Annotated in this window: 21 protein-coding genes; 18 read left to right on the top strand and 3 right to left on the bottom strand. The window is 62.4% G+C overall.

Annotated features, from left to right (window positions below):
* The 7 genes from IMCC21224_RS20120 (at position 1) to IMCC21224_RS20090 (ending at position 6,441) form a co-directional block, all read left to right on the top strand.
* Positions 1-786, top strand: a complete 786-nt coding sequence (locus IMCC21224_RS20120; RefSeq protein WP_047997378.1) for an ABC transporter permease — start codon at positions 1-3, stop codon at positions 784-786.
* A 75-nt stretch (positions 787-861) separates the two neighbouring features.
* On the top strand, positions 862-1,908 hold the full coding sequence (locus tag IMCC21224_RS20115) for an ABC transporter substrate-binding protein (RefSeq protein ID WP_047997377.1): 1,047 nt from the start codon (positions 862-864) through the stop codon (positions 1,906-1,908).
* A 57-nt stretch (positions 1,909-1,965) separates the two neighbouring features.
* Positions 1,966-2,877 (top strand): oxaloacetate decarboxylase, encoded by a 912-nt coding sequence (locus IMCC21224_RS20110; RefSeq protein WP_047997376.1) that lies wholly within the window; start codon positions 1,966-1,968, stop codon positions 2,875-2,877.
* The gene (locus IMCC21224_RS20105; RefSeq protein WP_082135358.1) at positions 2,874-3,788 is read left to right on the top strand and encodes an oxaloacetate decarboxylase; all 915 of its coding nucleotides are present in this window, start codon (positions 2,874-2,876) and stop codon (positions 3,786-3,788) included. The genes IMCC21224_RS20110 and IMCC21224_RS20105 overlap by 4 nt, the downstream gene beginning before the upstream one ends.
* 15 nt (positions 3,789-3,803) lie before the next feature.
* Positions 3,804-4,496 carry an isochorismatase family protein gene (locus tag IMCC21224_RS20100; protein ID WP_053079101.1) on the top strand — a complete coding sequence of 231 codons (693 nt, stop codon included), beginning with the start codon at positions 3,804-3,806 and terminating at the stop codon, positions 4,494-4,496.
* Positions 4,493-5,680 carry a CoA transferase gene (locus IMCC21224_RS20095; protein ID WP_053079100.1) on the top strand — a complete coding sequence of 396 codons (1,188 nt, stop codon included), beginning with the start codon at positions 4,493-4,495 and terminating at the stop codon, positions 5,678-5,680. Before IMCC21224_RS20100 ends, IMCC21224_RS20095 begins: the two co-directional genes overlap by 4 nt.
* A complete protein-coding gene (locus IMCC21224_RS20090; protein ID WP_047997375.1) occupies positions 5,677-6,441 on the top strand; it encodes a hypothetical protein in 765 nt (254 codons plus the stop codon). The genes IMCC21224_RS20095 and IMCC21224_RS20090 overlap by 4 nt, the downstream gene beginning before the upstream one ends.
* A gap of 14 nt (positions 6,442-6,455) precedes the next feature.
* On the opposite strand, the gene IMCC21224_RS27975 is transcribed toward IMCC21224_RS20090, so the two are convergent.
* A complete protein-coding gene (locus IMCC21224_RS27975; protein ID WP_156178378.1) occupies positions 6,456-6,623 on the bottom strand; it encodes a hypothetical protein in 168 nt (55 codons plus the stop codon).
* 77 nt (positions 6,624-6,700) lie between these two features.
* Between IMCC21224_RS27975 and IMCC21224_RS20085 the strand changes: the two genes are divergently transcribed.
* Positions 6,701-8,053, top strand: coding sequence for an amidase (locus IMCC21224_RS20085; protein WP_047997374.1), 1,353 nt, complete (start codon positions 6,701-6,703; stop codon positions 8,051-8,053).
* A 355-nt stretch (positions 8,054-8,408) separates the two neighbouring features.
* The gene (locus IMCC21224_RS20080; protein WP_197089259.1) at positions 8,409-9,998 is read left to right on the top strand and encodes a thiamine pyrophosphate-binding protein; all 1,590 of its coding nucleotides are present in this window, start codon (positions 8,409-8,411) and stop codon (positions 9,996-9,998) included.
* Positions 9,999-10,007: 9 nt separating this feature from the next.
* On the opposite strand, the gene IMCC21224_RS20075 is transcribed toward IMCC21224_RS20080, so the two are convergent.
* Together IMCC21224_RS20075 and IMCC21224_RS20070 are read right to left on the bottom strand one after the other, a co-directional pair.
* Positions 10,008-10,778 carry an HpcH/HpaI aldolase/citrate lyase family protein gene (locus tag IMCC21224_RS20075; protein WP_047997372.1) on the bottom strand — a complete coding sequence of 257 codons (771 nt, stop codon included), beginning with the start codon at positions 10,776-10,778 and terminating at the stop codon, positions 10,008-10,010.
* A complete protein-coding gene (locus tag IMCC21224_RS20070; RefSeq protein WP_082135357.1) occupies positions 10,775-11,593 on the bottom strand; it encodes a putative hydro-lyase in 819 nt (272 codons plus the stop codon). The genes IMCC21224_RS20075 and IMCC21224_RS20070 overlap by 4 nt, the downstream gene beginning before the upstream one ends.
* 182 nt (positions 11,594-11,775) lie before the next feature.
* Here IMCC21224_RS20070 and IMCC21224_RS20065 point away from each other — a divergent pair, with 182 nt between their 5' ends.
* The 9 genes from IMCC21224_RS20065 to IMCC21224_RS20025 all read left to right on the top strand — a co-directional run bounded on the left by IMCC21224_RS20065 (position 11,776) and on the right by IMCC21224_RS20025 (position 23,687).
* The gene (locus IMCC21224_RS20065) at positions 11,776-12,726 is read left to right on the top strand and encodes a tripartite tricarboxylate transporter substrate binding protein (protein WP_047997371.1); all 951 of its coding nucleotides are present in this window, start codon (positions 11,776-11,778) and stop codon (positions 12,724-12,726) included.
* 70 nt (positions 12,727-12,796) lie between these two features.
* Entirely contained in the window at positions 12,797-13,315 is a 519-nt protein-coding gene (locus tag IMCC21224_RS20060; protein WP_047997370.1) for a tripartite tricarboxylate transporter TctB family protein, read from the top strand.
* 5 nt (positions 13,316-13,320) lie between these two features.
* Positions 13,321-14,847, top strand: a complete 1,527-nt coding sequence (locus IMCC21224_RS20055) for a tripartite tricarboxylate transporter permease (protein ID WP_047997369.1) — start codon at positions 13,321-13,323, stop codon at positions 14,845-14,847.
* A 1-nt stretch (position 14,848) separates the two neighbouring features.
* Complete coding sequence (locus IMCC21224_RS20050; RefSeq protein WP_047997368.1) at positions 14,849-15,799, top strand: aminotransferase class IV; 951 nt, start codon at positions 14,849-14,851, stop codon at positions 15,797-15,799.
* Complete coding sequence (locus IMCC21224_RS20045; RefSeq protein ID WP_047997367.1) at positions 15,796-17,430, top strand: hydantoinase B/oxoprolinase family protein; 1,635 nt, start codon at positions 15,796-15,798, stop codon at positions 17,428-17,430. The genes IMCC21224_RS20050 and IMCC21224_RS20045 overlap by 4 nt, the downstream gene beginning before the upstream one ends.
* Positions 17,427-19,511 (top strand): hydantoinase/oxoprolinase family protein, encoded by a 2,085-nt coding sequence (locus IMCC21224_RS20040; RefSeq protein WP_047997366.1) that lies wholly within the window; start codon positions 17,427-17,429, stop codon positions 19,509-19,511. Before IMCC21224_RS20045 ends, IMCC21224_RS20040 begins: the two co-directional genes overlap by 4 nt.
* Before the next feature lie 38 nt (positions 19,512-19,549).
* Entirely contained in the window at positions 19,550-20,707 is a 1,158-nt protein-coding gene (locus IMCC21224_RS20035; RefSeq protein ID WP_047997365.1) for an acyl-CoA dehydrogenase family protein, read from the top strand.
* Between the two features lie 5 nt (positions 20,708-20,712).
* Positions 20,713-22,200: a 3-hydroxyacyl-CoA dehydrogenase gene (locus IMCC21224_RS20030; protein ID WP_231582160.1), complete on the top strand. Its 1,488-nt coding sequence runs from the start codon at positions 20,713-20,715 to the stop codon at positions 22,198-22,200.
* 11 nt (positions 22,201-22,211) lie between these two features.
* Positions 22,212-23,687 (top strand): aldehyde dehydrogenase, encoded by a 1,476-nt coding sequence (locus IMCC21224_RS20025; protein WP_047997363.1) that lies wholly within the window; start codon positions 22,212-22,214, stop codon positions 23,685-23,687.
* The last annotated feature ends 24 nt before the right edge of the window (positions 23,688-23,711 follow it).

The following is a 23,711-nucleotide window of genomic DNA, read 5'->3' as shown; positions in this document are numbered from 1 at the left end:
ATGGAAAGTCTGAGCAAGAGACGTATCTGGTCGCTGCGAGCGGCGTTCCTGGTCATTGTATTGGTCAGTTGGGAACTGGCCTCGGGGCGGCTTGCCTCGGAATTCTTTATCAGCCGACCTTCGGCCATCGCCGGGCAGTTCTTTGATTGGCTGATCTCGGGGACAATTTTCTATCACGGCGCGATTACGCTGGTTGAGGCGCTTAGCGGGTTTCTGCTGGGCGGGTTGATCGGCATGGCCGTTGGCGTCTGGCTGGGGCGCGCGCGGCTGGTGGCCGAGGTGCTCGATCCATTCATCATGATGTTTTACAGCCTTCCAAAGGTCGCGCTGGCACCACTGTTCGTGCTGTGGTTCGGCATCGGCATCGACATGAAGATCTACCTGACCGCGACCATCGTGTTTTTCCTGGTGTTCCTGAACACCTATACCGGCGTGCGCGCGGTCAGCCGCGAACAGATTGCCATCCTGCGGCTGATGGGCGCCACGGAACGGCATGTGCTGTTCAAGGTGGTTCTGCCATCTGCGATCACTTGGGTTTTCACCGGTCTGCGCCTTTCGGTGCCATATGCCCTGATCGGCGCCATCGTGGGCGAGCTGATCGCCTCGAATCGGGGGCTTGGGTATCTGCTGGCCAATTCGGCGGGGCAATTCGACACCACCGGCGTCTTTGCCGCGCTGATCGGCATCATGATCATGGCGTTCTTTCTCAATGCCGCCGTCAAGATCGTCGAGAACAAGGCGATGCCCTGGCGCGACACAGAGTCGTCGCGCGAGATGTCGATCTGACACATGACCCCACGGGTCGTGAAAACCGTCGCGCGAACAACGTGCGACACGTTTAAACAAGGAGGAGGACACAACATGACGATATTCAGATCATTCAGACAAGGCGCCGCAGCGGTGGTGCTAGCCGGGGCGATGACATTTGGCGCTTCGGCCCCGGTTCAGGCCGCGGACACGGTGAACTTTGCCATGCCCAGCATCGGTATGCTCTATCTGCCGGTCTATGTGGCTGAACAGATGGGCTATTTCACCGATGCCGATATCGACGCCAATCTTCAGGTCTTCAAGGCTGGTGGCGGCACGGCGATGGCGGCGGTTCTGGGTGGCGACATGGATGTCTACATCGGGTCGACGTCGGCGGCACTGCGGGCGGCGGCGCAAGACACCAATACCGTGATCATCGGCGCGCTGATGACGCAATACGCGTCGAACGTGGTGATGCGCGGCGCGCTTGCCAGGGAAAAGGGCCTGACCGCAGACAGCAGCGTCGCGGAACGTCTGGCCGCCCTTAAAGGTGCGCTGATCGGCGTAACCGGGGCAGGCAGCGGCACACATCAGTTGGCGCTGTACATGCTGACCGAAGCCGGGCTCGACCCCGAACGCGACGCAACGGTGGTCTTTGTCGGCGGCGGCTCTGAAATCCTCGCGGCGTTTTCGCGGGACCGGATCGACGCCTTTACCCTGTCGAACCCGACCAGCGATACCGCGATTGCCAACTACGACGGGTTCCTGTTGTTCAACACCGCGGCTGGTCAGCTTCCGGCGCTGGATGGGCACCTCTACATTTCGGTCAACACCCGTCAGGGCTGGATCAACGAAAAGCCCGAGGTGGCCAAGCGCATGATGAGCGCCATCCAGCGCGCGCAGATGGCAATGCACGACCCGGAGCAGACCGAAGCGATCCGCGACAAAGTCTACGCGGCTTATTTTCCCAAGGTCGAAAAACCGCTGTTCGATCAGGCGTGGACATCGGTGTTGCCGGCTTATCCGACCTCTCCCGAAATCACGCGTGAGCAGATGGAGCGGGTGGTGACTTTCCTCGACACCTTCTCGGAGAAAAAGCTCGACGGGTTGGATATCGACGCGGCGTTCACCAATGACATGCTGGACTCCTCCTCCAACTAAGCTGTGTTACCCGCCGGAAATACCGGCGGGTGCTTTTTTCGCAAAGGACCGCACACCATGTCCAAGGCCACTCGCCTGAAAGAACTGATTGAGGCCCCCGATATACTGGTGATGCCGGGCGCACATGATCCGCTCTCGGCGATACTGATCCAGGAGGCGGGGTTTGATGCGGTGCAGGCCAGCGGGCTGGGGATTTCGGCCGCGCATATGGGCCTGCCCGACGCCAGCCTGCTGTCGATGCGCGAAATGGCCGAGCGGACGGCGGCGATGGCCGCGGCCGTGGATATCCCGCTGATGGCCGATGGCGACACCGGATATGGCAACGCTGTGAACGTCTGGTACACGGTCGAGGCGTTCGAACGGGCCGGCGCGGCGGGGATCAACCTGGAAGATCAGGTTATGCCCAAACGCTGCGGTCACCTTGCGGGCAAAGAGGTGATCCCGGCGCAGGAGATGGCCGGCAAAATCGCCGCCGCCGCCGAGGCCCGCAATGACCCGAACTTTGTGATCAACGCGCGTACCGATGCCCTGGCGGTTGAAGGCGTAGAGGCGGTTGTTTCGCGAGCAAAGATCTACTTTGAGGCTGGCGCGACGATGGTTTTTGTCGATGGCGTCGACAGTCGCGATACAATCGCTGCCCTGGTCGACCGGATCGGCGGGCCGCTCGCCGTCAACATGGTCGAAGGCGGCAAGACACCTCTGGGGCTGACCTTTGCGGACCTTCAGGCGATGGGTGTGGCGCGGGTCAGTCTTCCGGTCAGCCTGCTGCTGGCGTCAATCCATGCGATGCGCACCGCCCTTGCAACGATCCGTGAACGGGACGGCACCGGCGTCGACCCGTCGCTCTATGCCGATTTCACCGGGATGCACCGACTCGTCGGCATGGAAGACGTCTATGCCCGCGAAGCGCGCTTTCTCGACGTTGGATATCAGGACCGCAAATACACAGCAGCCGGGGGACGGCCATGAACATTTCCGCAGACACCTATCCGACCGGTCTGGGCCGGGTTCTGGGCCGCTCGTCGCGCTTGCGCGCGTTGGTCGCGGCGCCGGATCTTCTAGTGGCGCCGGGCTGCTACGACTGCCTGACGGCGCGCCTGGTGGCGCGCGCCGGGTTCGCGGCCGCCTATATCACCGGCTCGGGCGTCTCGATGAGCGCGATTGGCGCCCCGGATATGGGGGCGCTGTCCAGTGCAGAACTGATCGAACGGGCGCAACGCATTGCCGACAGCGTCGATATCCCGGTGATCTGCGATATCGACACCGGGTTCGGCGGGCCAATCAATGTGATACGCACAATCCGCGATCTTGAGCGCGCGGGCGTCAGCGCCGTGCAGATGGAAGATCAGGCCTTTCCCAAGAAATGCGGCCATGAACCGGGACGCAAGCTGGTGTCGGTGCAGGAAATGACTGGACGGATCAAGGCTGCAGTTGACGCCCGGCATGACCCGGATTTCCTGATCATTGCGCGTACCGATGCGCGCAGCGATCACGGACTAGACGCCGCGATTGACCGCGCTGCGGCCTATGGCGAGGCCGGCGCCGATGTGCTGTTCGTTGAATCCCCCGAAAGCCGCGATGAAATGCAGCTGCTCAACACCCGGCTTTCACGGCCCACAATGGCCAACATGGTCGAAGGCGGGCGCACACCGTTGCTGCCGGGTGCGGATCTGGAGGCGCTTGGTTATCGGCTTGCGATCTATCCCAATTCCATGACGCGAGTGGTGGGGCATATGGGCGCCGAACTGCTGAACACGCTGCGCCAGACCGGGACCACGGATGGGATGCGCAACCGGATGCTGGATCATCGCGCGCTCTGGAATTTGTTCGACTACCCCGAGTGGACCGCACTCGAGGATCGTTTCAAACAAACCGACTGACAGGAGGGCACCGCAATGTCCGGAAAATTGGAAAAATGGCAGGGCTTCGTCCCGGACGAGGACCTTGCGACATACCGCAAGGGTGGCTTTGGCGAACGCATCGGTTTTGGAGAGCGGGTGGCGTTGCTGAATATCGACACAACCTGGATGTTTGTCGATCCGTCCTATGACATGTGCGGGCGCGAACTGCCCCAGCTTAAGACGGCCATCATTGACCTGACCACGCAGTTCCGTCAGTTTGGCCTGCCAATTTATTACAGTCGTCGTGACAACCGCAACCATCCGGTACGGCGCGGTATCTGGAATCTCAAGCTGTCCGTGGCCGAAAGCCATGGATACACCGTCGATCCGCGTGCCGATGAATGGCCCGACGAGTACGCCCCTACTGCCGCCGACGTGGTGATCGAGAAAAACAAACCATCGTGCTTTTTTGAGACACCATTAGAGTCCTTTCTGCGCTACGATCGGGTTGATACGCTGGTTGTGGTCGGTATCTCGACCAGTGGCTGCGTGCGTGCCGCTGTGACGGATGCCTTTTCCCACAATTTCCGGGTGATCGTCGTCGAAGAGGCGGTGGGCGACCGCAGCGCATCAGCGCATCAGGCCAACCTGTTCGACATGGACATGAAGTTTGCCGATGTGGAAAGCCACGCCTATGTCACGGCAGAGCTTGACCGCCTTTATGGGACCCGACAGGTCGCGGAATGACCATGCATCCCGCCAAGGGTCCGCTGACCGGGCTGCGCATTGTGGAAAGCACCGCCTTTATCGCCGCGCCGCTGGCCACGATGAGCCTTGCCCAGTTGGGTGCCGAGGTGACCCGGCTGGATCCGCCCGAAGGGGGCCTCGACTATCGTCGCTGGCCGCTGGCACCGTCGGGGGCCAGTCTGTACTGGACGATGCTCAATCGTGGCAAGGGTTCTGTCACGCTGGACCTGCGGACGGCAAGCGGGCGGCAGGCTGCGGCGGATATGATCTGCGACGATGAGCCGGGCGATGGGCGGGACGGGGCGCAGGGCGGTGGCATCTTTGTCACCAACCTGCCGACGCGGGACATGCTGACGCCGCAGGCGCTGCTTGGGCGGCGACCCGATGCAATTGTCGTGACGCTGGATGGCAGCCCCGATGGCACCTCGGCGATTGATTACACGGTGCATGCCGCCTGCGGTGCGGCGATGATGACAGGACCCGAGGATCGCCACGATCCCGTGAACAATGCGGTGCCCTTTTGGGACGTGATTGCCGGGCGAACGCTGGCGATGGGGATACTCGCCGCCGCGCTGGAGCGGCAACGCACAGGCAAGGGCCAGCATATCGCGCTCAGCCTGTCGGACGTGGCGATGGAGACAATGGCAAATGTAGGCATTCTCGCCGAGACTGAACTGACCGGCACCCCACGCCCGCGTCAGGGGAATTGGGTCTACGGCAGCTTTGGCCGCGATTTTGCCACCCGCTGCGGACGCTGGTTCATGGTCGTTGCTGTCACGCGCAAGCAGTGGCGCGCGTTGGTGGCCGCGACGGGGCTGGATTCCAAGATGAGCGCGCTCGCCGCCTCGAATGGTCGCGATCTGGACGACGAACACGTGCGCTACGACTTGCAGGCGCAGGTCGGGGCGCATTTACAGGTTTGGGCGGGACAGCGGGATCTGAACCAGATTGCCGCCGCATTTTCGGAAACGTCGGTCTGCTGGAGCCCCTATCGCGACACCGCACAGATGTTGGCCGAAGATGCCCGCGCCAGCGATGCCAATCCGATGTTCACCCGCCAGACGCATCCCGGCGTGCCCGAAGTGCTGACCCCGCGTTCGCCGCTGCGCCTGTCGAACCATCCGCAGCTTGCTCCGGGACGGGCACCGTCGCTGAACGGTGCATCAAATTGGGAAAAGACATGACCGAATACGCCCCAAAGGGTCTGTTCGGCCTGCTGACCCCGCAGGCCAACACCACCGCCGAACTTGAGGTGCAGATCCTGTGCCCACCGGGCTACGCCGCCTTGACCGCACGGCTGACCAGTGACCGTCCTACGATGGAGGACCGGTTGATGGATTACGTGGCGCGTATGGATGACACCATTGCGCGCTTTGCCAATGCGCCTATCCGGGCGGTGGGATTTGCCTGTACCGGGGCGTCCTACCTCATTGATCCGCAGGTGGAACAGCGCAGTCTGGACACGATTGCCCAGCGTCGCGGGGTGCCTGTGGTGACGGCAGCGCAGGCCATTACCGATGCGCTGCAGTGTTTAGGGGCGCGCCGGATCGGCATTGTCTCGCCCTACGGCGATACGCTGCATGATGCAGGTATGCGTTACTGGGCGGCGCGCGGATTCGAGATCGGGCCGGTTGAGCGGTTGGCCGGTCAGGAGGCTGCGTTTCATCCGATCTATTCGCTCTCGGGGAATGCGTCGCGCGCGGGGCTTGGCGCGCTTGAGGGCAGCGATGTCGACGCCATTGTGATCCTGGGCACTGGCCTTGCTACGCTGGGCACCCTGCTGGGGCAACGGGATCGCGGCATACCTGTGCTGACACCCAACCTCGCGCTGGTCTGGGCGATGGTGACAGCGCTCAGTGACGCGGCCCCGTCGCGGGCATCACTTGATCCCTGGCTGGACGGTGCGGCCTGGGCAAAGCGATACCATGACCGAGTGGCCGTATGACCCTGTTGAGCGAGTTACCCGCTGGTGTTCACGGCGGCTTCGACGCTGAGAGGCCGATCCCCGACAGCGCCCGGAACCAGATCCAGACGCGCACCTTCGGCGGCATAGCGGTCCGCCATGGCGATGCCGGGACCCCGTGCGGCGCCTGTGACCAGCGCCGCCTTTTCCTGAGGTCTCCTCATGCGGATGCGTCCTTACGTTCGGCACTCAGATTGGCCGCCTGCGCGAATATATACATTCTTGTCAAAGGGTTCGGACGATGACTAAGCTGCACGAACTTGGCCTGCACGCGCTCTCTGGTCTTATCGCTGCTCGCGAAATCAGTGCGTTGGACCTGACCGATGCGCTAATTGCCCGCTGCGAAACCATGGGATCAACCTGCGCCATAGTCACCCCAACGTTCGAGCATGCCCGCGCACTGGCGCGCCTGCACGATGCAGAGCTTGCGCGCGGAGTTTCGCGAGGGGCGTTGCACGGAATCCCGGTTGGTCTGAAAGACGCCTTTGCGATCCAAGATGTGCCGACCAAACTCTGTGGCCGCTTTACCCCAGAGACGAGCGCAGATGCGTGGCGGGCGCTGGACGCGGCGGGAATGCCGCTGTTGGGTAAGCTGCATTGCGCCGAATACTGCCTGGGCGCACCGGGTGCAGAGGACGTGCTGCCGTTTGCGCGTAACCCGTATGATCCGGCGCGGACCCCTGGTGCCTCGTCCTCTGGTTCTGCGGTGGCGCTAGCGACCGGGATGATGCCCGCAGCACTGGGCACCGATACTGGCGGGTCGATCCGTATTCCCGCCACCTTTTGCGGTGTTGTCGGGCTGAAACCTACGGGCGGACTGGTCAGTTGTCAGGGGGTTTTTCCGCTTGCGCCGGCGCTGGATCAGGTGGGACCGATGGCACGGGACAGTCGCGATTGTGCTTTGTTGCTGGATGCCCTGCTGGGTCGGCGCGATCCCTCACTCTCTTTTTCTGGCGCACTGACACAACGGTTGGACGGGCTGCGCGTCGGGCATGTAACACAGTTTGGCACCGATGCGCGCGTGGCAGCGGAACAACGTGCTGCCGTTTCACGGGCGCTTAGCGTCCTCACCGACCTTGGGGCGTTGGTCGATGAAGTGACGCTGCCGCCGTTGCAGGCGTTTACCGACTGTTTCCTGCCGCTGATGCTGTCCCAGGCGTACGCGCTCTATTCAGGTGCCGTGGCCAACGATTCAGCGATGTCGCCCAACACCCGCGTCCGGTTGCACGGTGGGGCTGCGATCACCGCCGCCGACGCTGAACGGGCCCGCATCCAACGGAGGCACCTTGTCCACGCGGTAGATCCCGTCTGGGCGCGGTTCGATGTGCTTGTATTCGAGGCTGTGCCCGGTGATCCGCCATTGATCGACGATATCGGGCCATTGGATTACCTCAAGGCTCCGATGCTTGCCGTGCCGGCCAATCTGCTGGATGCCCCGTCGCTTTCGGTGCGCTGCGGTACATCGCGGGCCGGGTTGCCAATCGGCCTTCAGATCGTCGGGCCACGCCTTGGGGACGCTGCGGTGTTGCGTGTCGGGCATGCTTACGAACAGGCGACCGGGCATACCGGCAGACCCGTGACGCCAGTCGCATGACACTGCCCGAGAGTGATTCAGTGCACCGCCCGTCGGCCAGATGATGGCGCCGGTTTTCCTCCGACCGATTCCCCAGGTGCGTGTGCCTAAACCCGCGCCGCATGGCTGGAACGCACCTGGAAACTGCAAAATGTACCAATATATTCATTATCCGGTATCATAAATGTACTTTTTATTTGTATTGCCGACGGTATGCGGCAATCCTTTGTGTGTCAGGCCGGGGATGGGGCGATGAACGATCAGAATCATGGGGCCCGTGCCCCGACGCGCAGTGTGATCGCCGGGCGAACAGAGCGGCGGGTGAGCAGATATTTCGACAATGACCGGTTTGGGGGCCGACATGCAGAATGATGCAATGACCACACAGACAGTCGCCGGTCATCTGGTTGAGGCGCTGTATCGGCGTGGGACGCGGCGGCTTTACGGTGTTCCGGGGGGTGGATCGTCGCTTGATCTGATTGCGGCGGCCGAGTCGCTTGGCATGACCTTTGTACTGGCCCGCAGCGAAAATGCTGCGGTGATGATGGCTGCCGCCGACGCTGATATCTCGGGTGCACCCGGTGCAGCGCTGACCACCAAGGGGCCGGGGCTGGCTCAGGCGATGAACGGGCTGGCGCATGCCGCGCTCGACCGGGCGCCGGTGATCTGCATCACCGACGGGTTTTCCGAGACGCTCAAAGCCTATGTGACACATCAGGTGTTCGATCAGGAAGGGATGAGCCGACCGGTGGTCAAAGCCCACAGTCGGCTTGACGGCGACGAACCCACCGCCGAGATTGAGCGATTGATCGACCTTGCCTGTGCGCCCTGTCGTGGGCCGGTGCATATCGAACTGACAGGTGCTGCGGCCCGGCGCCAGGCGGCGCCGACGGCGATGACCGCATCACCCGCCACATCAGCATGCCTGTCACTGGACGACGCGCGCGTCCTGCTGTCACAAGCGCGCCGCCCGGTGGTGGTGGTCGGACTCGAGGCGCGCTCTGCATCAGAGGCGACATTGCGGCTTGTCGAAAGTCTGGGCTGTCCGGTTCTGACCACGTACAAAGCCAAGGGCGTTATACCAGACGCGCATCCTGCCCGCGTGGGGCTGTTCACCTGCGGCACGGCAGAGGCACCAACACTAGAGCGGGCCGATCTGATCGTATTGGTCGGGCTGGACCCGGTCGAGCTGATCTTGCAGCCGTGGCGTTATGACGTGCCGGTGCTGGATATCGCCGAAATCCACCACCAACCGCACTATACCAACATTTCCGCCGGCGTGTACGGCCCGCTGATCCCAAACCTGAATACACTGACGGGACGCAACAGTGCCAGCGATTGGACGCCGGACGACATCCGCGATCTGGCGAACGCGATGCGCAGCGCGATCTCGTTTCCTGAAGGGGCTGCGATTGACCCGCAAGTTATCGTCCAGGCGGCGGCAAAGCACCTGAGCGATGCCCGGATCACTGTCGACGCGGGGGCACATATGCTGAGTGCCACGGGATTCTGGCCGGCCGACAGACCGAATGATTTGCAGATCTCGAACGGGCTTGCCTCGATGGCTTTTGCGCTGCCTGCGGCGATTGCCACCGGGCTTGCGGACCCATCACGCCGCGTCATCGCCTTTACCGGTGATGGCGGGCTCAAGATGTGCGTTGGTGAACTCGCCACAGCCGTGCAATATGCTGTCCCGGTCACAGTGATCGTCTTCAACGACGGTGCGCTGACGTTGATCGACCTGAAACAGCAGCAGCGCGGGCTGAAATCCGCTGGCGTGCGCTGGCCCCGGACAGATTTTGCAGCGGTGGCGCGGGGCTTTGGCTGCGTGGCCTGGCGCGTGACGACTAAGGCCGAGTACGAGGCGGCGCTGATCGAAGCGGAACAGGCGCCGGGACCGTCACTGATTGATGTGGTCCTTGACCCCGGAGGATACGCCGCGCAACTCAAAGCGATGCGGGGCTAGAGGATGATGCTAACCCTTGCCCGTCAAAGCCGCCAGCCGCGCCCGCGCCCCTTGCAGGAACATGGTCTGGTCATTGCCGGCCAGAATAAAATTCATCCCGAAATCAATGTAGCGCCGCGTCATGTCGGCATCCGCCACACCACCAAAGCCGCAGACCTTGCCGTGGCGCTGCGCTGCGGCGGCCACCTTTTCCATCGCCGCGACCATCTCGGGGTCGCCGTACGCGCTGGGTTTGCCCAGCTGGAACGTCAGATCCGACGCGCCGACAAACAGGATGTCGACCCCGTCAACCGAGGCGATCTCGTCCACGGCCTCGACTGCGGTGCGGCTTTCGATCATCACAGCGCAGAGTGTGATCGGGTCAAGTATCTTTGCGGCATCGGCAAAACTGCGCGGCGCATAGCCAAGTTGCGGCAGAATGCCGGGCACCGATCTATGGCCGTGGGGCGGAAAACGACATTCGCGGGCGATGGCGGCGGCGGTTTCGGGATCGTCCACATGCGGGACAATCACGCCCATCGCGCCATTGGACAACACCCGATGTATCGGCCCCGGCGCAGCATCGGCCACCCGTACCAGCGGCGTGACCCCGGCCTCTACCCCGGCAAGGGCGGTCTGCGTGATCTGATCCATGCTGAGCGGGCCGTGTTCCAGATCAAGGAACATCCAATCATAGCCGCAATCGCGCAGCATCGCAGCGATGTCCGTGGTGCGGGTCAGACGGCAGCTGACGCCAAAGCACGGACGCTGCGCAAGTTTTTCAGCCAGCGATGCACTCATTGGTCCAGCGCCTTTACCTTGAGATCGGTGAGCAGCATATGACCTGTCTTGTGTGTGATCATCAACGGCAGCTTTGCTGCCATGGCCACCGCCTGAGGGGTGACACCGCACCCCCAGAACACGGGCACATCATTCGCCCCGATCACAGGCGGTTTGCCCCAGTCGACGGCCTGAGTGTCATGGATGCCGATGGCAGCGGGATCGCCGATGTGTACCGGCCCACCATGGACCGACGGATAGCGCCGCGTCACCTCGACCACGCGGTCGACTTCATCTTGTGGGATCGGCCGCAGCGAAACGACCATAGGGCCGCGGAACGGGCCAGCGGGCACGCAATCAATCCCCGAGGTATAGACCGCGATACGCCCGCCGGGCTGCGCCAGATGCGCCACACGCAGACCATTGTCCTGAAGCACCGCGTCAAAGGACAGCGAACACCCCATGGCAAAAGCCACCAGATCGTCCCGCCAGAGCGCCGAGATATCGTCAGTTTCGTCGACCAGCACCCCGTCACGGTAGACGCAATAGCCCGACAAGTCGCGACGCACGTCCGACCCGGGCGCGATCTGCCGGAACTCGGGATCGCCGGTATCGGTCACATCCAGCAACGGGCACGGCTTGGGATTGCGCAGGCAGAACCGCATAAAGTCGAGAGCGGCGCCCGCAGGCACAATGGCAAGGTTGGCCTGCGCGTATCCGCGCGCCAGCGCATGTGTCGTGCCGCGCCAGCGTCCGTCGCGGATCGCAAGACGCACATCGGCAGCGGTGCCATGCTCAAGTCGACGACGCATATCGTCAGTTTCAATGTCAAGCATACCAGCCCTTTCGATTTCGATACTGCCCACGGGGCCTGTTCCCGCGTCAGCGTATCGCAACCGCGTCGCGCTTGGATAGGGACCAAAACGCAAAACTGCCCGTCAGAGGCAGATGGTCCTGCACGTATTCAAGACCGACGCATTTCCGGCGCCATTCATGCGCCCCAACAAGGAGAGACCAAATGATCAAACATATCCTCAAAGGCGCTGCCGCGCTGGCAGTCACGGCGACAGTCGCCACCGCACAATCCTACCCGTCAGAACAGATCACGCTGATCGTGCCCTATTCGCCGGGCGGCAATGGCGACATCACCTCGCGATTCATCGCTGACAAGGCAAGCGACATCATGGGTGTGAACTTTGTGGTGCAAAACCGCGAAGGCGGCGGCGCTTACATCGGCATCAACAGCTGCGCCAATGCCGAGCCGGACGGCTATACCATCTGCTTTATCTCGACGAGCCCGGTCACCGTACGCCCACATATCATCGAGGCACCGTATGACCCGATCACCGATCTAAGCTATCTGGGCCAGTACATGCTGTCCAAGCAACCGGTGATCGTGCGCAACGACGGCAAATATGACAGCTTGGCAGACGTGATCGCATTTGCCCGCGAAAATCCGGGCCAGTTGCGCTGGTCGGCGGCGGTGCCGCGCGGTGGTCCACACCTGGCGACCGAGGCCGTGTTCCGGGCCGAGGATGTCAAAACCACCTTCCTGCCATCAAAGGGCGGCGCGGTGGAGCTGGCGAACCTGTTGTCCGGCACCATCGACCTTGCCGTCATTTCCGATTACGGTCCCGCGCTGGACAATGGCGAGATCAAGATTCTGGCTGAAACCAGCCCCGGCCGAAACCCACAGGCACCGGATGCGCCTACACTGGGTGAGCTGGGTTATCCGCTTGAGCTGGCCAGCTTTTTCGCACTTGCCGCACCGGCGGGACTGCCTGACGACGTGATCGCCGCCTGGGATGACACGCTCAAGCAGATTTCTGACAGTGACGAGTTCAAGACATTGATGGACCGGATCAAAGCCGAAGGCGCCTATCTGAACTCGGCCGATTTCACCGCGCGGGTGCAGGCTGACTACAAGGCCATGGGTGAAGCGACCGAGAAATACGGCCTCGCCAATTAAAGCACTCAACAATTCGCTGGCGGTTGGTCTTGACCGGCTGCCAGCCCTCCGAGCAGAGGATATCCCGACGATGCCCGTCCATGTGCGTCTAGAACTGATTTTGATTGCGATACTGCTGCCCTGCGTGGCGCTGTTCGCCTTTTGGTACGTCCCTTTGTCGATTGACGCGCCTCAGGGGTTCGGGTCCGACAGCGAAATTTCACCGCGCTTTGCACCCTACCTTCTGGCGGCGCTTATGGTTGCGGCCATGGTCGGACGCCTGGTCCAGCTGGGTCTGGCAGCGATGAGCGGGCAATTAGACGCACTGCCGGACGATCTGAGCGAGAGCGGCAGTGCAGAAGAAACGCGGCGCGGCATCATGCTGAATTTCGTGACGACCATCTACGGGTTTCTACTGGTACCGCTGCTTGGCTTTTACGCGGCGAGCTTTGCGTTGGTGGCCTATCTGGTGCACCGCCTGGGCGAACGACGTCTGATCATGGTGGCGCTGATCGGCGCGGCCTGCATCCTCTTCACATATCTCCTCTTTGACGAATTGCTAAGCGTGCGCCTGCCGCGCGGTGCAATTTCGTCCCTTTTCAAAGGTTAGACCGCATGGACAGCATACTCGCAGGCGTACAACTCGCCTTGACATGGCAGTCGCTGGGGGCGGTCCTGGTGGGGCTGCTTGCCGGGCAATTGCTAGGCGCGATTCCGGGGTTGACGGCCACCATGGCTGTCGCGCTGTTGATCCCCTACACCTATTACCTGGATCCATGGGTCGGCATTCCGATGCTGATCGGGATGTTCAAGGGATCGCTGTTTGGCAGTTCGATCACGGCTATTCTGGTCAAGACTCCAGGCACCCCCGCCGCCGCCGCCACCGTTCTGGACGGTTATCCGCTGGCGCAGCAGGGCAAAGGTGAAAAAGCCTGCAAGATGGCGCTGTACTCTTCGGTCTTTGGCGACAGTTTTTCCGACATCGTGCTGATCTTTGGCGCATCGTTTCTTGCGTCAATCGCGCTGAATTTTGGCCCGGCGGAATACACATTGCTGGTGACGTTCTCGTTGCTGACGATGGGCGTAGTGTCAGGCGCCAAGATCTGGAAAGGCGTGTTTGCGATGCTTTTGGGCATGCTGCTGGGTATTGTCGGGCTGGACCCGGTGACGGCCAGCCCGCGTATGACCATGGGATTTCTCGAGATGGAGGAAGGCATCGGCCTGATCCCCATGCTCATCGGTTTTCTGGCGGTGGCCGAGGTGCTGCGCCAGATGGAGTATCCGCGCAAGCAGCTGGCGACCAGCACGGTCACATTCTCGACCGATCCTGCCGACCGTCGGGTGTCCTGGGCCGAGTTCAAGAGCTGCCTGCCAGTGATGATCAAATCCTCGACGCTTGGCACTGCTGTCGGCGCGCTGCCGGGCATCAGTTCAACCGTTGCCGCCTTTTTGGCCTATAATGAGGCCAAGCGGTCATCGAAAACGCCGGAACGGTTTGGCAAGGGCACACTCGAAGGTATTGCGGCGCCCGAAAGTGCAAATAACGCGGTGTCGGGGGCCAACCTTATTCCGTTGATGGCTTTTGGCATTCCCGGTGACATCGCCGCCGCGCTGATCCTGTCGGCGCTGCTGATCCAAGGTATCACGCCGGGGCCGGTGATTTTTCGCGACAACCCAGAACCGATCTATGCGATCTTTACAGCCCTGCTGCTAGCCAACCTGTTCAACCTGATCCTGGGCCACGGCCTGATCAAGGTGGCGCGCAAGGTGGTGGGCGTGCCCAAACGCATCCTGTTCCCGGTGGTGCTGGTGATCGCCGCCGCAGGGGCCTATGCGATGCGCGGGTCGATCTTTGATATCCAGTTGGTGTTTCTGTTCGGTCTGCTGGGCTGGGGCCTGACCAAGATGGCGTTTCCCACCGTGCCATTGCTGATCGGCTTTATCCTGATGCCGATCCTGGAATCGAACCTACGGATCTCGATGCTGATCGCCGGATCGGTGCCCAATCCGCTGGGCTATTTCTTTGCCCGGCCCGCCTTTGTCACGCTGCTGGCGGTCATGTTTCTGCTGCTGGTTCTCGTCCTGCGGCGGGTTCTACGCGACAAGCAGGCAGCGCGGGCCGCCGGACTGGGGAGCAGCTGACATGGCTGGCGGACCCGTCTTTTCCATTGGCTGGCAAAACGGCGCCTTTGTGCCCGCCAATCGCGTCACCCTGCCACTGTTGGCCCCCGGCGTGACCTATGCCGCGTCAGTCTTTGAAGGGGTCCGCGCCTATGCGCTGGATGGCGGCCCCGGCGTCGCGCTGTTCAGGCTGGGCGAACACCTCGACCGGTTGCGCCGCTCGTGTGAGGTGCTGGGCCTGGACGAGATCCCCGACCCGGCTGAAATGGCGCGCACGATGGTGGATCTGATGGCGCGCAATGGCGTGACCGAGGACACCTATATCCGCCTTCAGGTCTATGTCGACGGTGACGGCGAAATGACGGCGCGGGGGCCCACCGGTGTCGCCATGCTGGCCCGCCCACGCCCACAGCTGACCGCGCGACTGGAAAACGGTGTGCGCTGTCAGGTGTCTAGCTGGCGGCGGATCGGCGACAATGCCAGCCCACCGCGCGTCAAGGCGGCCGCCAACTACCTTAACGGTCGTCTGGCCGGGCTGCAGGCCCGCGCCGATGGCTACGACACCGCGCTGCTGCTGACCGAAGATGGTCAGGTCGCCGAGGCCCCCGGCGCCTGCGTCCTGCTGGTGCGTGACGGTATGCTTGTGGCGCCGCCGGTGACGGCTGGCATCCTCGAAAGTCTGACCCGCGATACGGTTCTGAAACAGGCCCGCGATCTGGGTGTGACCGCGCGGGTGATCGAGCGCCCGGTCGATCGAACCGAATTGTACGCCGCCTCCGAAGTGCTGCTTGTCGGTACTGGGATGGAGGTGACGCCGGTTGTCGGAATCGATCGCTTTGCCGTGGGCGCCGGCGTCAGGGGTCCGGTGACGCAGGCGCTCCAGACTGCCTTTTTCTCGACCGTCCGGGGTGCCGCAGCGGCCCCTGACGGCTGGCTTACCCACATTCCCCAAACAAAGGAGTCCGGAACATGACACAACTCAGCCCGGTCAAGATCGGCGTCGTCTGGGAGCGGCTTAACGGATTGATGGATCAGGTTGCGGAAACCTGTGTGCGGACCTCGTTTTCGTCGGTGGTACGCGAAAACTACGACTTTGCCATCGGTCTGCTGGATGCCCGTGGCCGTCAGATCGCGCAGAGCCGCCGGTCGGTACCATCCTTCATCGGCACCATGTCCCGCACCCTGACCGCGATGCTGGACAAATATCCGGTGCAGACCCTGCGCGACGGTGACGTGCTGATCACCAACGATGGCTGGCTTGGCACCGGCCATCTGAACGACATCACGATGATCAAGCCGATCTTTCGCGACGGGCGGCATCTGGGCTTTGTCGGGTCGATCTTTCACACCGTCGATATTGGCGGCGCCCCGTCACCCGCCGCCAAGGACTGCTTTGAAGAAGGGCTGAACATCCCGGTCGCCAAGATCCTGCTGGAGGGTGAGGAACACGATCTGCTGGTCGATATCCTGACCGCGAACCTGCGCGAACCCGAGGAAACCCTAGGCGATATCCGGTCGCAATTTTCGGCCTATCACGCCTGCCGCGACCGCCTGTTCCGCCTGCTGGACGAAGAGGAACTTGACGATCTCGAAGCCTTTTCCGACGACGTGCTAGATCGGTCGGAGGCCAGTCTGCGCCGCGCCATCAGCGCCATTCCCGACGGCACCTATACAGATATGCTGACGGCGGACGGCTTTGATCACCCGCTGGACATCCACTGTAAGGTCACGATTTCCGGCTCGGACATCACTGTCGATTTTGCGGGCACGGCGGAACAGATCGAATTCCCGGTCAATTCGCCGATGACCTTTACCACCGCCTATAGCTGCTACGCGATCAAATGCGCGCTCGACCCCGGCACGCCGATCAACGACGGTGCGTTCCGGCCCATCACCGTGACCGCGCCCGAGGGTACGTTGGTCAACCCGCGTCGCCCGGCGCCGGTCTGGGGGCGACACCTATCGGGCCACTACATGCCCCCCGCGATCTACGGCGCACTGTCGCAGATCGCCCCGGACAAGATCATCGCCGACTGCGGATCGCCGCTGTGGAACGTCTATTTCAAGGGACGGCGCGAAGGCGAGGATCGCAACTTTGTCAAGATGTTCTTCATGAACGGCGGCCACGGCGCACGGCCGACACAGGACGGGCCGGGGTGCCTGTCGTTCCCCTCAAACGTGTCCAATCAAGCAATCGAGCAGTTCGAGAACCAGACACCCCTGCTGATCGAGGAAAAGGCGCTGATCCCCGACACCGGCGGCATTGGCCAGTTTCGCGGCGGCAACGCGCAGCGGCTGACCTTCCTCAACATCGGAGAGGCACCAGTGACCGTCACCATCCGCCACGAACGGGTCGACAACCCGCCGCGCGGATTGCTGGGCGGCGGAAACGGCAGTGGCGGGCTGGATCTGGTCAACGGTAAACGCATCGCCGCGAAAAGCCAGACGCGACTGGCCAAGGGCGACCGCGTGACCTTTCAGACCCCCGGTGGCGGTGGCATGGGCGCGCCCGACAAACGCGACGCGGCGACGATCCGCGCGGACATCGACAGCGGTCTGGTGACAGCAGGTCGTGCAAAACAGGATTACGGATACACCTCATGACTGACGCAACACCCGGCTTTCGCATAGGCGTCGATATCGGCGGCACCTTCACCGATGTCGTGATGCTGGACCCGCGCAGCGGGCGGCTGGCCAATGAAAAGGTGCTGACCACGCCCGACGATCCCGCCGAGGGCGTGCTGAACGGAGTGCAACGCATCCTTGCGAACGAGCAGGCGGCCCCCGGCGACGTACAGTCGATCATTCACGGAACCACGCTGGTCGCCAATGCCCTGATCGAACGCAAGGGCGTGCGCACCGCGCTTGTCACAACCCAAGGCTTTCGCGATGTGTTAGAGATCGGGCGCGAGCTGCGCTATTCGATCTATGACCTGTTCATCGACATGCCGGAACCGCTGGTCCCCCGCGTCCTGCGGTTTGAGGTGGATGAGAGGATGCGCAACGATGGCACCGTGCTGCAATCTCCGGACCCGGACGCCATACGCGCGCTGGCCGCCCAACTGCGCGACGCAAAGGTCGAGGCGGTGGCGATCGTCTTCCTCCACTCCTTTCGCAACGACGAAAACGAACGCGTGGTCAAAGAGATCCTGGCGCAGGAACTGCCCGGTATCACCATTTGCACCTCGTTCGAGGTCATGCCGCAGATCGGCGAATACGAACGGACCTCGACCGCCGTCGCCAACGCCTTTGTCCAGCCGATCTTTCGCAATTACGTGCAGCGGCTGGTGCAAGAGCTTGGTCGGCTAAAGCTGCCGCAGGATCTGTACCTGATGCTGGCCGATGGCGGCACCGTGCGACACGAAACCGCCGTGCAATTCCCCATCCGGCTGGTTCAATCCGGTCCTGCGGGTGGCGCGCAGGCGGCGGCGGTCTTTGGTCGTCTGGCCCAAGAAGACAATCTGCTGTGTTTCGACATGGGCGGCACCACCGCCAAGGCGTGTCTGATTCAGAACGGCGAACCCCTGCGCACCGACAGTTTCGAAGTCGCCCGGGTCTTTCGGTTTGCCAAGGGCAGCGGTTTGCCGTTGCAAGTCCCGGTGATCGACATGATCGAGATTGGCGCAGGCGGCGGATCCATCGCGCAGGTCGACAAGCTGGGACTGGTGCGTGTCGGCCCCGAAAGCGCCAGTTCCAAACCCGGCCCGGCCTGCTACGGTCTGGGTGGGCGTCAGCCGACGGTGACCGATGCGGATCTGGTGCTGGGATATCTGGATGCCGCGTCCTTTCTTGGCGGGGACATGGCGCTGGACAAAGCCGCCGCCGAGGACGCGATCCGTCAGACGCTGGCCGAACCGCTGGGTCTGTCCGTGGTCGAGGCGGCCTGGGGCATCTACGAGACAGTCAACGAAAGTATGGCGCAGGCCGCAACGATCCACGCGCTGGAAAGCGGACGCAAGGTGCAGGATTTCACCGTGCTCGCTATAGGGGGCGCCGGCCCGGTTCATGCCGCCAATCTTGCGCGGCGTTTGGGTGTGCGGCGGGTGATCTGCCCGCTGGGGGCCGGCGTGGCGTCGGCGTTTGGGTTCCTGGCCTCGCCGATCTCGTTCGAATTTGCCCGTGCAGCGATCGAACCGCTGACCGGGTTGGATCTGGCCCGGATCGACACGATGGTGGCAGAACTGGAACGCGAAGGCATAGATCTGGTCACGTCTGCTGGAATTGCCGCGACGGATGCGCAAACCGCTGTCAGCGTGCTGATGCGGTATTCCGGTCAAGGGTATCAGGTCGATGTGGCGATCCCGCGTGACGTGATCATCGCGGGCGATACCGCCGCCATCCAGAAGCTGTTCGAACAGCGCTACCTGACCCTCTTTGGTCGGACCGAAGCTATGGCGGCCGAAATCATGTCCTGGCGTGTCGTTGTTGCCGGACCAAAGCCGGTGCTGGAACCGCAGGCGGCACTGCGCCCCGGCACCGCCCGGATTGGGCAGCGCCCGGTCTATTTTGGCGAGGCCGGCGATTTCATCGATACCCCGGTCTATGATCGCTACTGCCTGCCGCCGAACCAAAGAATTCCCGGCCCGGCGGTGTTTGAAGAACGCGAATCAACCATCGTCATGCCCCCGTCTGCCAGAGCACGGGCGGATCAGCACGGCAATCTTATCATCGACCTCGACCTTTAAACAGCCAGTCCCGGCGCAGACAAGACAAGGAAACAAACGTGGATTTCACGCTCGATTCGGAACAGCAGATTTTTCAGGATTCGGTGGGCAAGCTGGCCCAGCGACATCTGGCCAACGGTGCGCTTGTGCGGGCGCGCGAGGCGCATTTCCCCTTTGATGTGGCGCGTATTATGGCTAAAAATGGGTTGATGGGCATCACAGTCCCCGAATCCGAAGGCGGCGTTGGCGGCACACTTCTGGATGCAGTCATCGCCATTCAGGCCGTTGCCAGCGTCTGCCCCAAAAGCGCGGATGTGGTGCAGGCAGGCAATTTCGGGGCGATCCGCACACTCGCGGAATATGCCAATGCCGCACAAAAGGAGCGCTACCTTCAGCCACTGTTGAAGGGGGAAAAGGTCATTGGTCTGGGCATGACCGAGGCGGGCGCGGGCTCGGCCGTGACCGACCTGATCACCACGGCGAAACCGGATGGCGATGGGTTCCGCGTGACGGGGGGCAAGGTGTTTACCTCGCATTCGGTCGAGGCAGATACCTTCCTTGTCTACCTGCGGTTTGGTCCCGGCATCGGCGGTATCGGGTCAGTGATCCTTGAGCGGGGTATGGACGGCTTTTCCTTTGGCGAACCCAGCACCTATATGAACGGCGAACAATGGTGCGCGCTTTATTTCGACAATGTCTATGTGCCTGCCGAAAACGTCCTGCTGGGGCCGGGCGGGTTCAAAAAACAGATCAGCGGTTTCAACGCAGAACGCATCGGCAATGCGGCGCGGGCGCAGGCGCTGGGGCGCTTTGCGTTCGACACGGCGCGCAACTATGTCATGGACCGAACCCAATTCGGGCGCCCGCTGGCCGAATTCCAGGGCCTGCAATGGAAGTTCGCCGACATGCTGATGCAGCTCGAAGCGGCGCAGTTGTTGTTGTATCGCGCCGTCGTCAGTGCCGACCGCGGGTTGCCAGACGGGCAGCAGACTGCGCTGGCCAAGCTGGCGTGCAATACTGCCGGTTTCGAGGCGTGCAATCAGGCAATGCAGGCGATGGGTGGCATGGGCTATTGCGACGAATCCCTTGTGGAATACTGTTTTCGAAAATCGCGTGGCTGGCAGATCGCCGGCGGATCGCTGGAAATGATGCGCAACCGGATCGCCGAGGGGATCTTTGATCGCCGCTTTTCCCAGCGGCCGGAGCGGCAGGAATGAACGGCATGATTGACACCATCGCGGTGATTGGCTCTGGCACGATGGGTCGGGGCATTGCCCAGACGCTTGCCGTGGCGGGATACAACGTACTGGTGTTTGATCAGCGTGCCGAGGCTGCGCAGGCCGCGGTGGATTTCGCCGGACAGATGCTGGACCGCGCGACCGACAAGGCCCGGATGACACGCGAGGATGCACAGGCAGCCAAAGACCGGCTACTGGTCGTAAACGCCCTGTCAGAGCTGGCGCCCGCACAGATGGCGATCGAGGCAATCGCGGAATCACTCGATGCCAAGCAGGCGCTGTTTGCCCAGCTTGAACAGATATTGGGCGCGGATGCGGTGCTGGCCACCAATACGTCGTCGTTGTCAGTATCGGCCATAGCGGCTGGGGTCTCTGCGCCGGGCCGCGTCGTCGGGCTGCATTTCTTTAACCCGGTGCCGCTGATGAAAATGGTCGAGGTTATTCCCGGATTGCGCACTGATCCTGCGGCGACAGATGCGGCGCTGTCGGTCGCGCACAAGATCGGCTATCGCGCGATCTTGTGCCGGGATGCGCCGGGATTCCTGATCAACCACGCGGGGCGCGGGTTGTTGACCGAAGGCAGCCGGATTGTGCAGGATTGCCTTGCCTCCGAGGCTGATGTGGATCGTGTGATGCGTGACGCTGCCGGCTTTCGCATGGGTCCGTTCGAACTGCTGGATCTGACCGGGCTGGATGTGTCCTATCCGGTGCTGCAGCTGATTTATGGCCAGTTCCATCAAGAACCGCGCTATCGTCCCGGTGTTCATCTGGCGGCCCGCGTGGCAGCCGGCCTGCATGGGCGCAAGACGGGCGAAGGGTTCTACCGCTACGCCGCGGGTCGCCGCGTTGATCCACCAGAGAAGTTGCCGCCTGATGGCACGCTGCCCCGTCTTTGGGTGCCGCCGGAAATGCGCGCCGACCTTGCGCAGATCCTGCCCGCGCTTGTTGGTGCAGGAGTCGAAATGTCTGACACAGCGCAGGGCGCGGTTTGCCTGCTGGCACCCTATGGCCTAGACGCGACCGAGGCGGCGCTAAAACTGGAACTTGACCCTGCGTGCGTCATGGCCATCGACCCGCTGACGGTTGACAGCCCCCGCGTGACGATCATGCCGACCCCCGCGACAGTGCCAGATCTGTGCGACCAGCTGCACCGCGCCCTGCTGCTGGCCGGTAAAAAGGTGACGCGCATCGCCGACAGTCCCGGGTTTGTCGCCCAGCGGATTCTGGCAATGGTCGTCAACACCGGCTGCGAGATTTCACAGATGCAAATCGCGGCGCCTGCCGACATTGATGACGGTGTGCGGCTAGGGCTGGGGTATCCGCACGGGCCGCTGGCGCTTGGCGATACGCTCGGGCCGCAGCGGGTGCTGGGGATTTTGGAGGCGCTGCAACGCCAGACTGGCGATCCGCGGTATCGACCCAGCCAGTATCTGCGCCAGCGTGCGCGCCTTGGTCTGCCGCTGGCCACATAGAGGGAACCGCGATGCAAGACTATCAGATGTATATCGATGGCGCCTGGTGTGGAGCCGACAGTGGCGAAACCTTTGCCTCGAAGAACCCCTATACCGGGCAAGACTGGGCGCGGATACCCAAGGCCGGAACCACGGATGTGGATCGCGCAGTGCAGGCCGCACAACGGGCGTTCACGACGGGAGACTGGCCCCGCTGGACCGCCAGTGCGCGCGGCGCGGCGCTGGTGCGGCTGGCTGGGCTGATCACCGACAATTCGGATTTTCTGGCGAAAACCGAGGTCCGCGACAATGGCAAACTGCTGGCGGAAATGTCTAACCAGTGCCGCTATATGGCGAACTGGTATGCCTACTACGGCGGGCTTGCCGACAAGGTCGAAGGCAGCGTCCCGCCAATCGACAAACCGGGTGTGGTCAACATGGTGACCCATGAGCCACTGGGCGTCTGCGCCCTGATCACCCCCTGGAATTCGCCGCTGTTGCTGCTGGCATGGAAACTGGCACCCGCGCTGGCGGCAGGGAACACGGTGGTGATCAAACCGTCCGAATTCACCTCGGCCTCGACACTGGAACTGATGCATTTTGTCGAACAGGCCGACATTCCCCCCGGTGTGGTCAATGTGATCACCGGCTTTGGGGCAGAGGCGGGAATGCCGCTGGTCACCCATCCTCTGGTGCGCAAGATCGCCTTTACCGGCGGCGAAGCCGCGGGGCGCGCGATCAACGAAGCTGCCGCGCGCGATTTCAAGAAGGTCACTCTTGAACTGGGTGGCAAATCGCCAAACATTGTCTTTGACGACGCTGATCTGGACGCCGCCGTCCCCGGCGCGATTTCGGGGATCTTTGCGGCGTCGGGACAAACCTGCATCGCGGGATCGCGGCTGTTGTTGCAGGATGGGATCTATGACAGCTTTGTCGAACGGCTGACCGAAATGGCAGGGGCGGCCGTTCTGGGGGATCCGATGGATCCGGCAACCAATATCTCACCCGTGGCGACGCAGGCGCAGCATCAGAAAATCCTGTCCTATATCGACATCGCCAAGGCCGAAGGCGCCAACTGCATTCTGGGCGGACGGGCGGCGCAGCCCGAAGGAGCGGGTGGATATTTCGTCGAACCCACTATCTTTACCGATGTACGCAACGATATGCGCATCGCACAGGAAGAGGTGTTCGGCCCGGTGCTGTCGATCCTGCGCTTTGCCGACGAGGACGAAGCCGTGCATATCGCCAACGATTCAGCCTACGGGCTTGCCGCCGGGGTCTGGACCAACAATCTGAGCCGCGCGTTGCGGATGTCACGCCGTCTTCAGGCCGGCACAGTCTGGGTCAACACCTACCGCTCGACAAGCTACACGACGCCGTTCGGCGGCACCAAGAACAGCGGACTGGGGCGTGAAAACGGTCTCGAGGCGATCAAGGAATACCTGCAACCGAAATCTGTGTGGCTGGCAGAACCGACAGTCGTCGCCAACCCGTTTATCCGGCGTTAATGAGGTCAGGGCGCGCGCCGCCCT

This window comes from Puniceibacterium sp. IMCC21224 (assembly GCF_001038505.1).
Classification (GTDB): Bacteria; Pseudomonadota; Alphaproteobacteria; order Rhodobacterales; family Rhodobacteraceae; genus Puniceibacterium.
The sequence above is the reverse complement of the archived record's forward strand: the minus strand, read 5'-3'. Positions and strand labels throughout refer to the sequence as shown.

Excerpts from the sequence above, each read along its gene's own strand:
- IMCC21224_RS20120 (WP_047997378.1), top strand. The coding sequence starts at position 1 with ATGGAAAGTCTGAGCAAGAGACGTATCTGGTCGCTGCGAGCGGCGTTC.
- IMCC21224_RS20115 (WP_047997377.1), top strand. The coding sequence starts at position 862 with ATGACGATATTCAGATCATTCAGACAAGGCGCCGCAGCGGTGGTGCTA.
- IMCC21224_RS20110 (WP_047997376.1), top strand. The coding sequence starts at position 1,966 with ATGTCCAAGGCCACTCGCCTGAAAGAACTGATTGAGGCCCCCGATATA.
- IMCC21224_RS20105 (WP_082135358.1), top strand. The coding sequence starts at position 2,874 with ATGAACATTTCCGCAGACACCTATCCGACCGGTCTGGGCCGGGTTCTG.
- IMCC21224_RS20100 (WP_053079101.1), top strand. The coding sequence starts at position 3,804 with ATGTCCGGAAAATTGGAAAAATGGCAGGGCTTCGTCCCGGACGAGGAC.
- IMCC21224_RS20095 (WP_053079100.1), top strand. The coding sequence starts at position 4,493 with ATGACCATGCATCCCGCCAAGGGTCCGCTGACCGGGCTGCGCATTGTG.
- IMCC21224_RS20090 (WP_047997375.1), top strand. The coding sequence starts at position 5,677 with ATGACCGAATACGCCCCAAAGGGTCTGTTCGGCCTGCTGACCCCGCAG.
- IMCC21224_RS27975 (WP_156178378.1), bottom strand. The coding sequence starts at position 6,623 with ATGAGGAGACCTCAGGAAAAGGCGGCGCTGGTCACAGGCGCCGCACGG.
- IMCC21224_RS20085 (WP_047997374.1), top strand. The coding sequence starts at position 6,701 with ATGACTAAGCTGCACGAACTTGGCCTGCACGCGCTCTCTGGTCTTATC.
- IMCC21224_RS20080 (WP_197089259.1), top strand. The coding sequence starts at position 8,409 with ATGACCACACAGACAGTCGCCGGTCATCTGGTTGAGGCGCTGTATCGG.
- IMCC21224_RS20075 (WP_047997372.1), bottom strand. The coding sequence starts at position 10,778 with ATGAGTGCATCGCTGGCTGAAAAACTTGCGCAGCGTCCGTGCTTTGGC.
- IMCC21224_RS20070 (WP_082135357.1), bottom strand. The coding sequence starts at position 11,593 with ATGCTTGACATTGAAACTGACGATATGCGTCGTCGACTTGAGCATGGC.
- IMCC21224_RS20065 (WP_047997371.1), top strand. The coding sequence starts at position 11,776 with ATGATCAAACATATCCTCAAAGGCGCTGCCGCGCTGGCAGTCACGGCG.
- IMCC21224_RS20060 (WP_047997370.1), top strand. The coding sequence starts at position 12,797 with ATGCCCGTCCATGTGCGTCTAGAACTGATTTTGATTGCGATACTGCTG.
- IMCC21224_RS20055 (WP_047997369.1), top strand. The coding sequence starts at position 13,321 with ATGGACAGCATACTCGCAGGCGTACAACTCGCCTTGACATGGCAGTCG.
- IMCC21224_RS20050 (WP_047997368.1), top strand. The coding sequence starts at position 14,849 with ATGGCTGGCGGACCCGTCTTTTCCATTGGCTGGCAAAACGGCGCCTTT.
- IMCC21224_RS20045 (WP_047997367.1), top strand. The coding sequence starts at position 15,796 with ATGACACAACTCAGCCCGGTCAAGATCGGCGTCGTCTGGGAGCGGCTT.
- IMCC21224_RS20040 (WP_047997366.1), top strand. The coding sequence starts at position 17,427 with ATGACTGACGCAACACCCGGCTTTCGCATAGGCGTCGATATCGGCGGC.
- IMCC21224_RS20030 (WP_231582160.1), top strand. The coding sequence starts at position 20,713 with ATGATTGACACCATCGCGGTGATTGGCTCTGGCACGATGGGTCGGGGC.
- IMCC21224_RS20025 (WP_047997363.1), top strand. The coding sequence starts at position 22,212 with ATGCAAGACTATCAGATGTATATCGATGGCGCCTGGTGTGGAGCCGAC.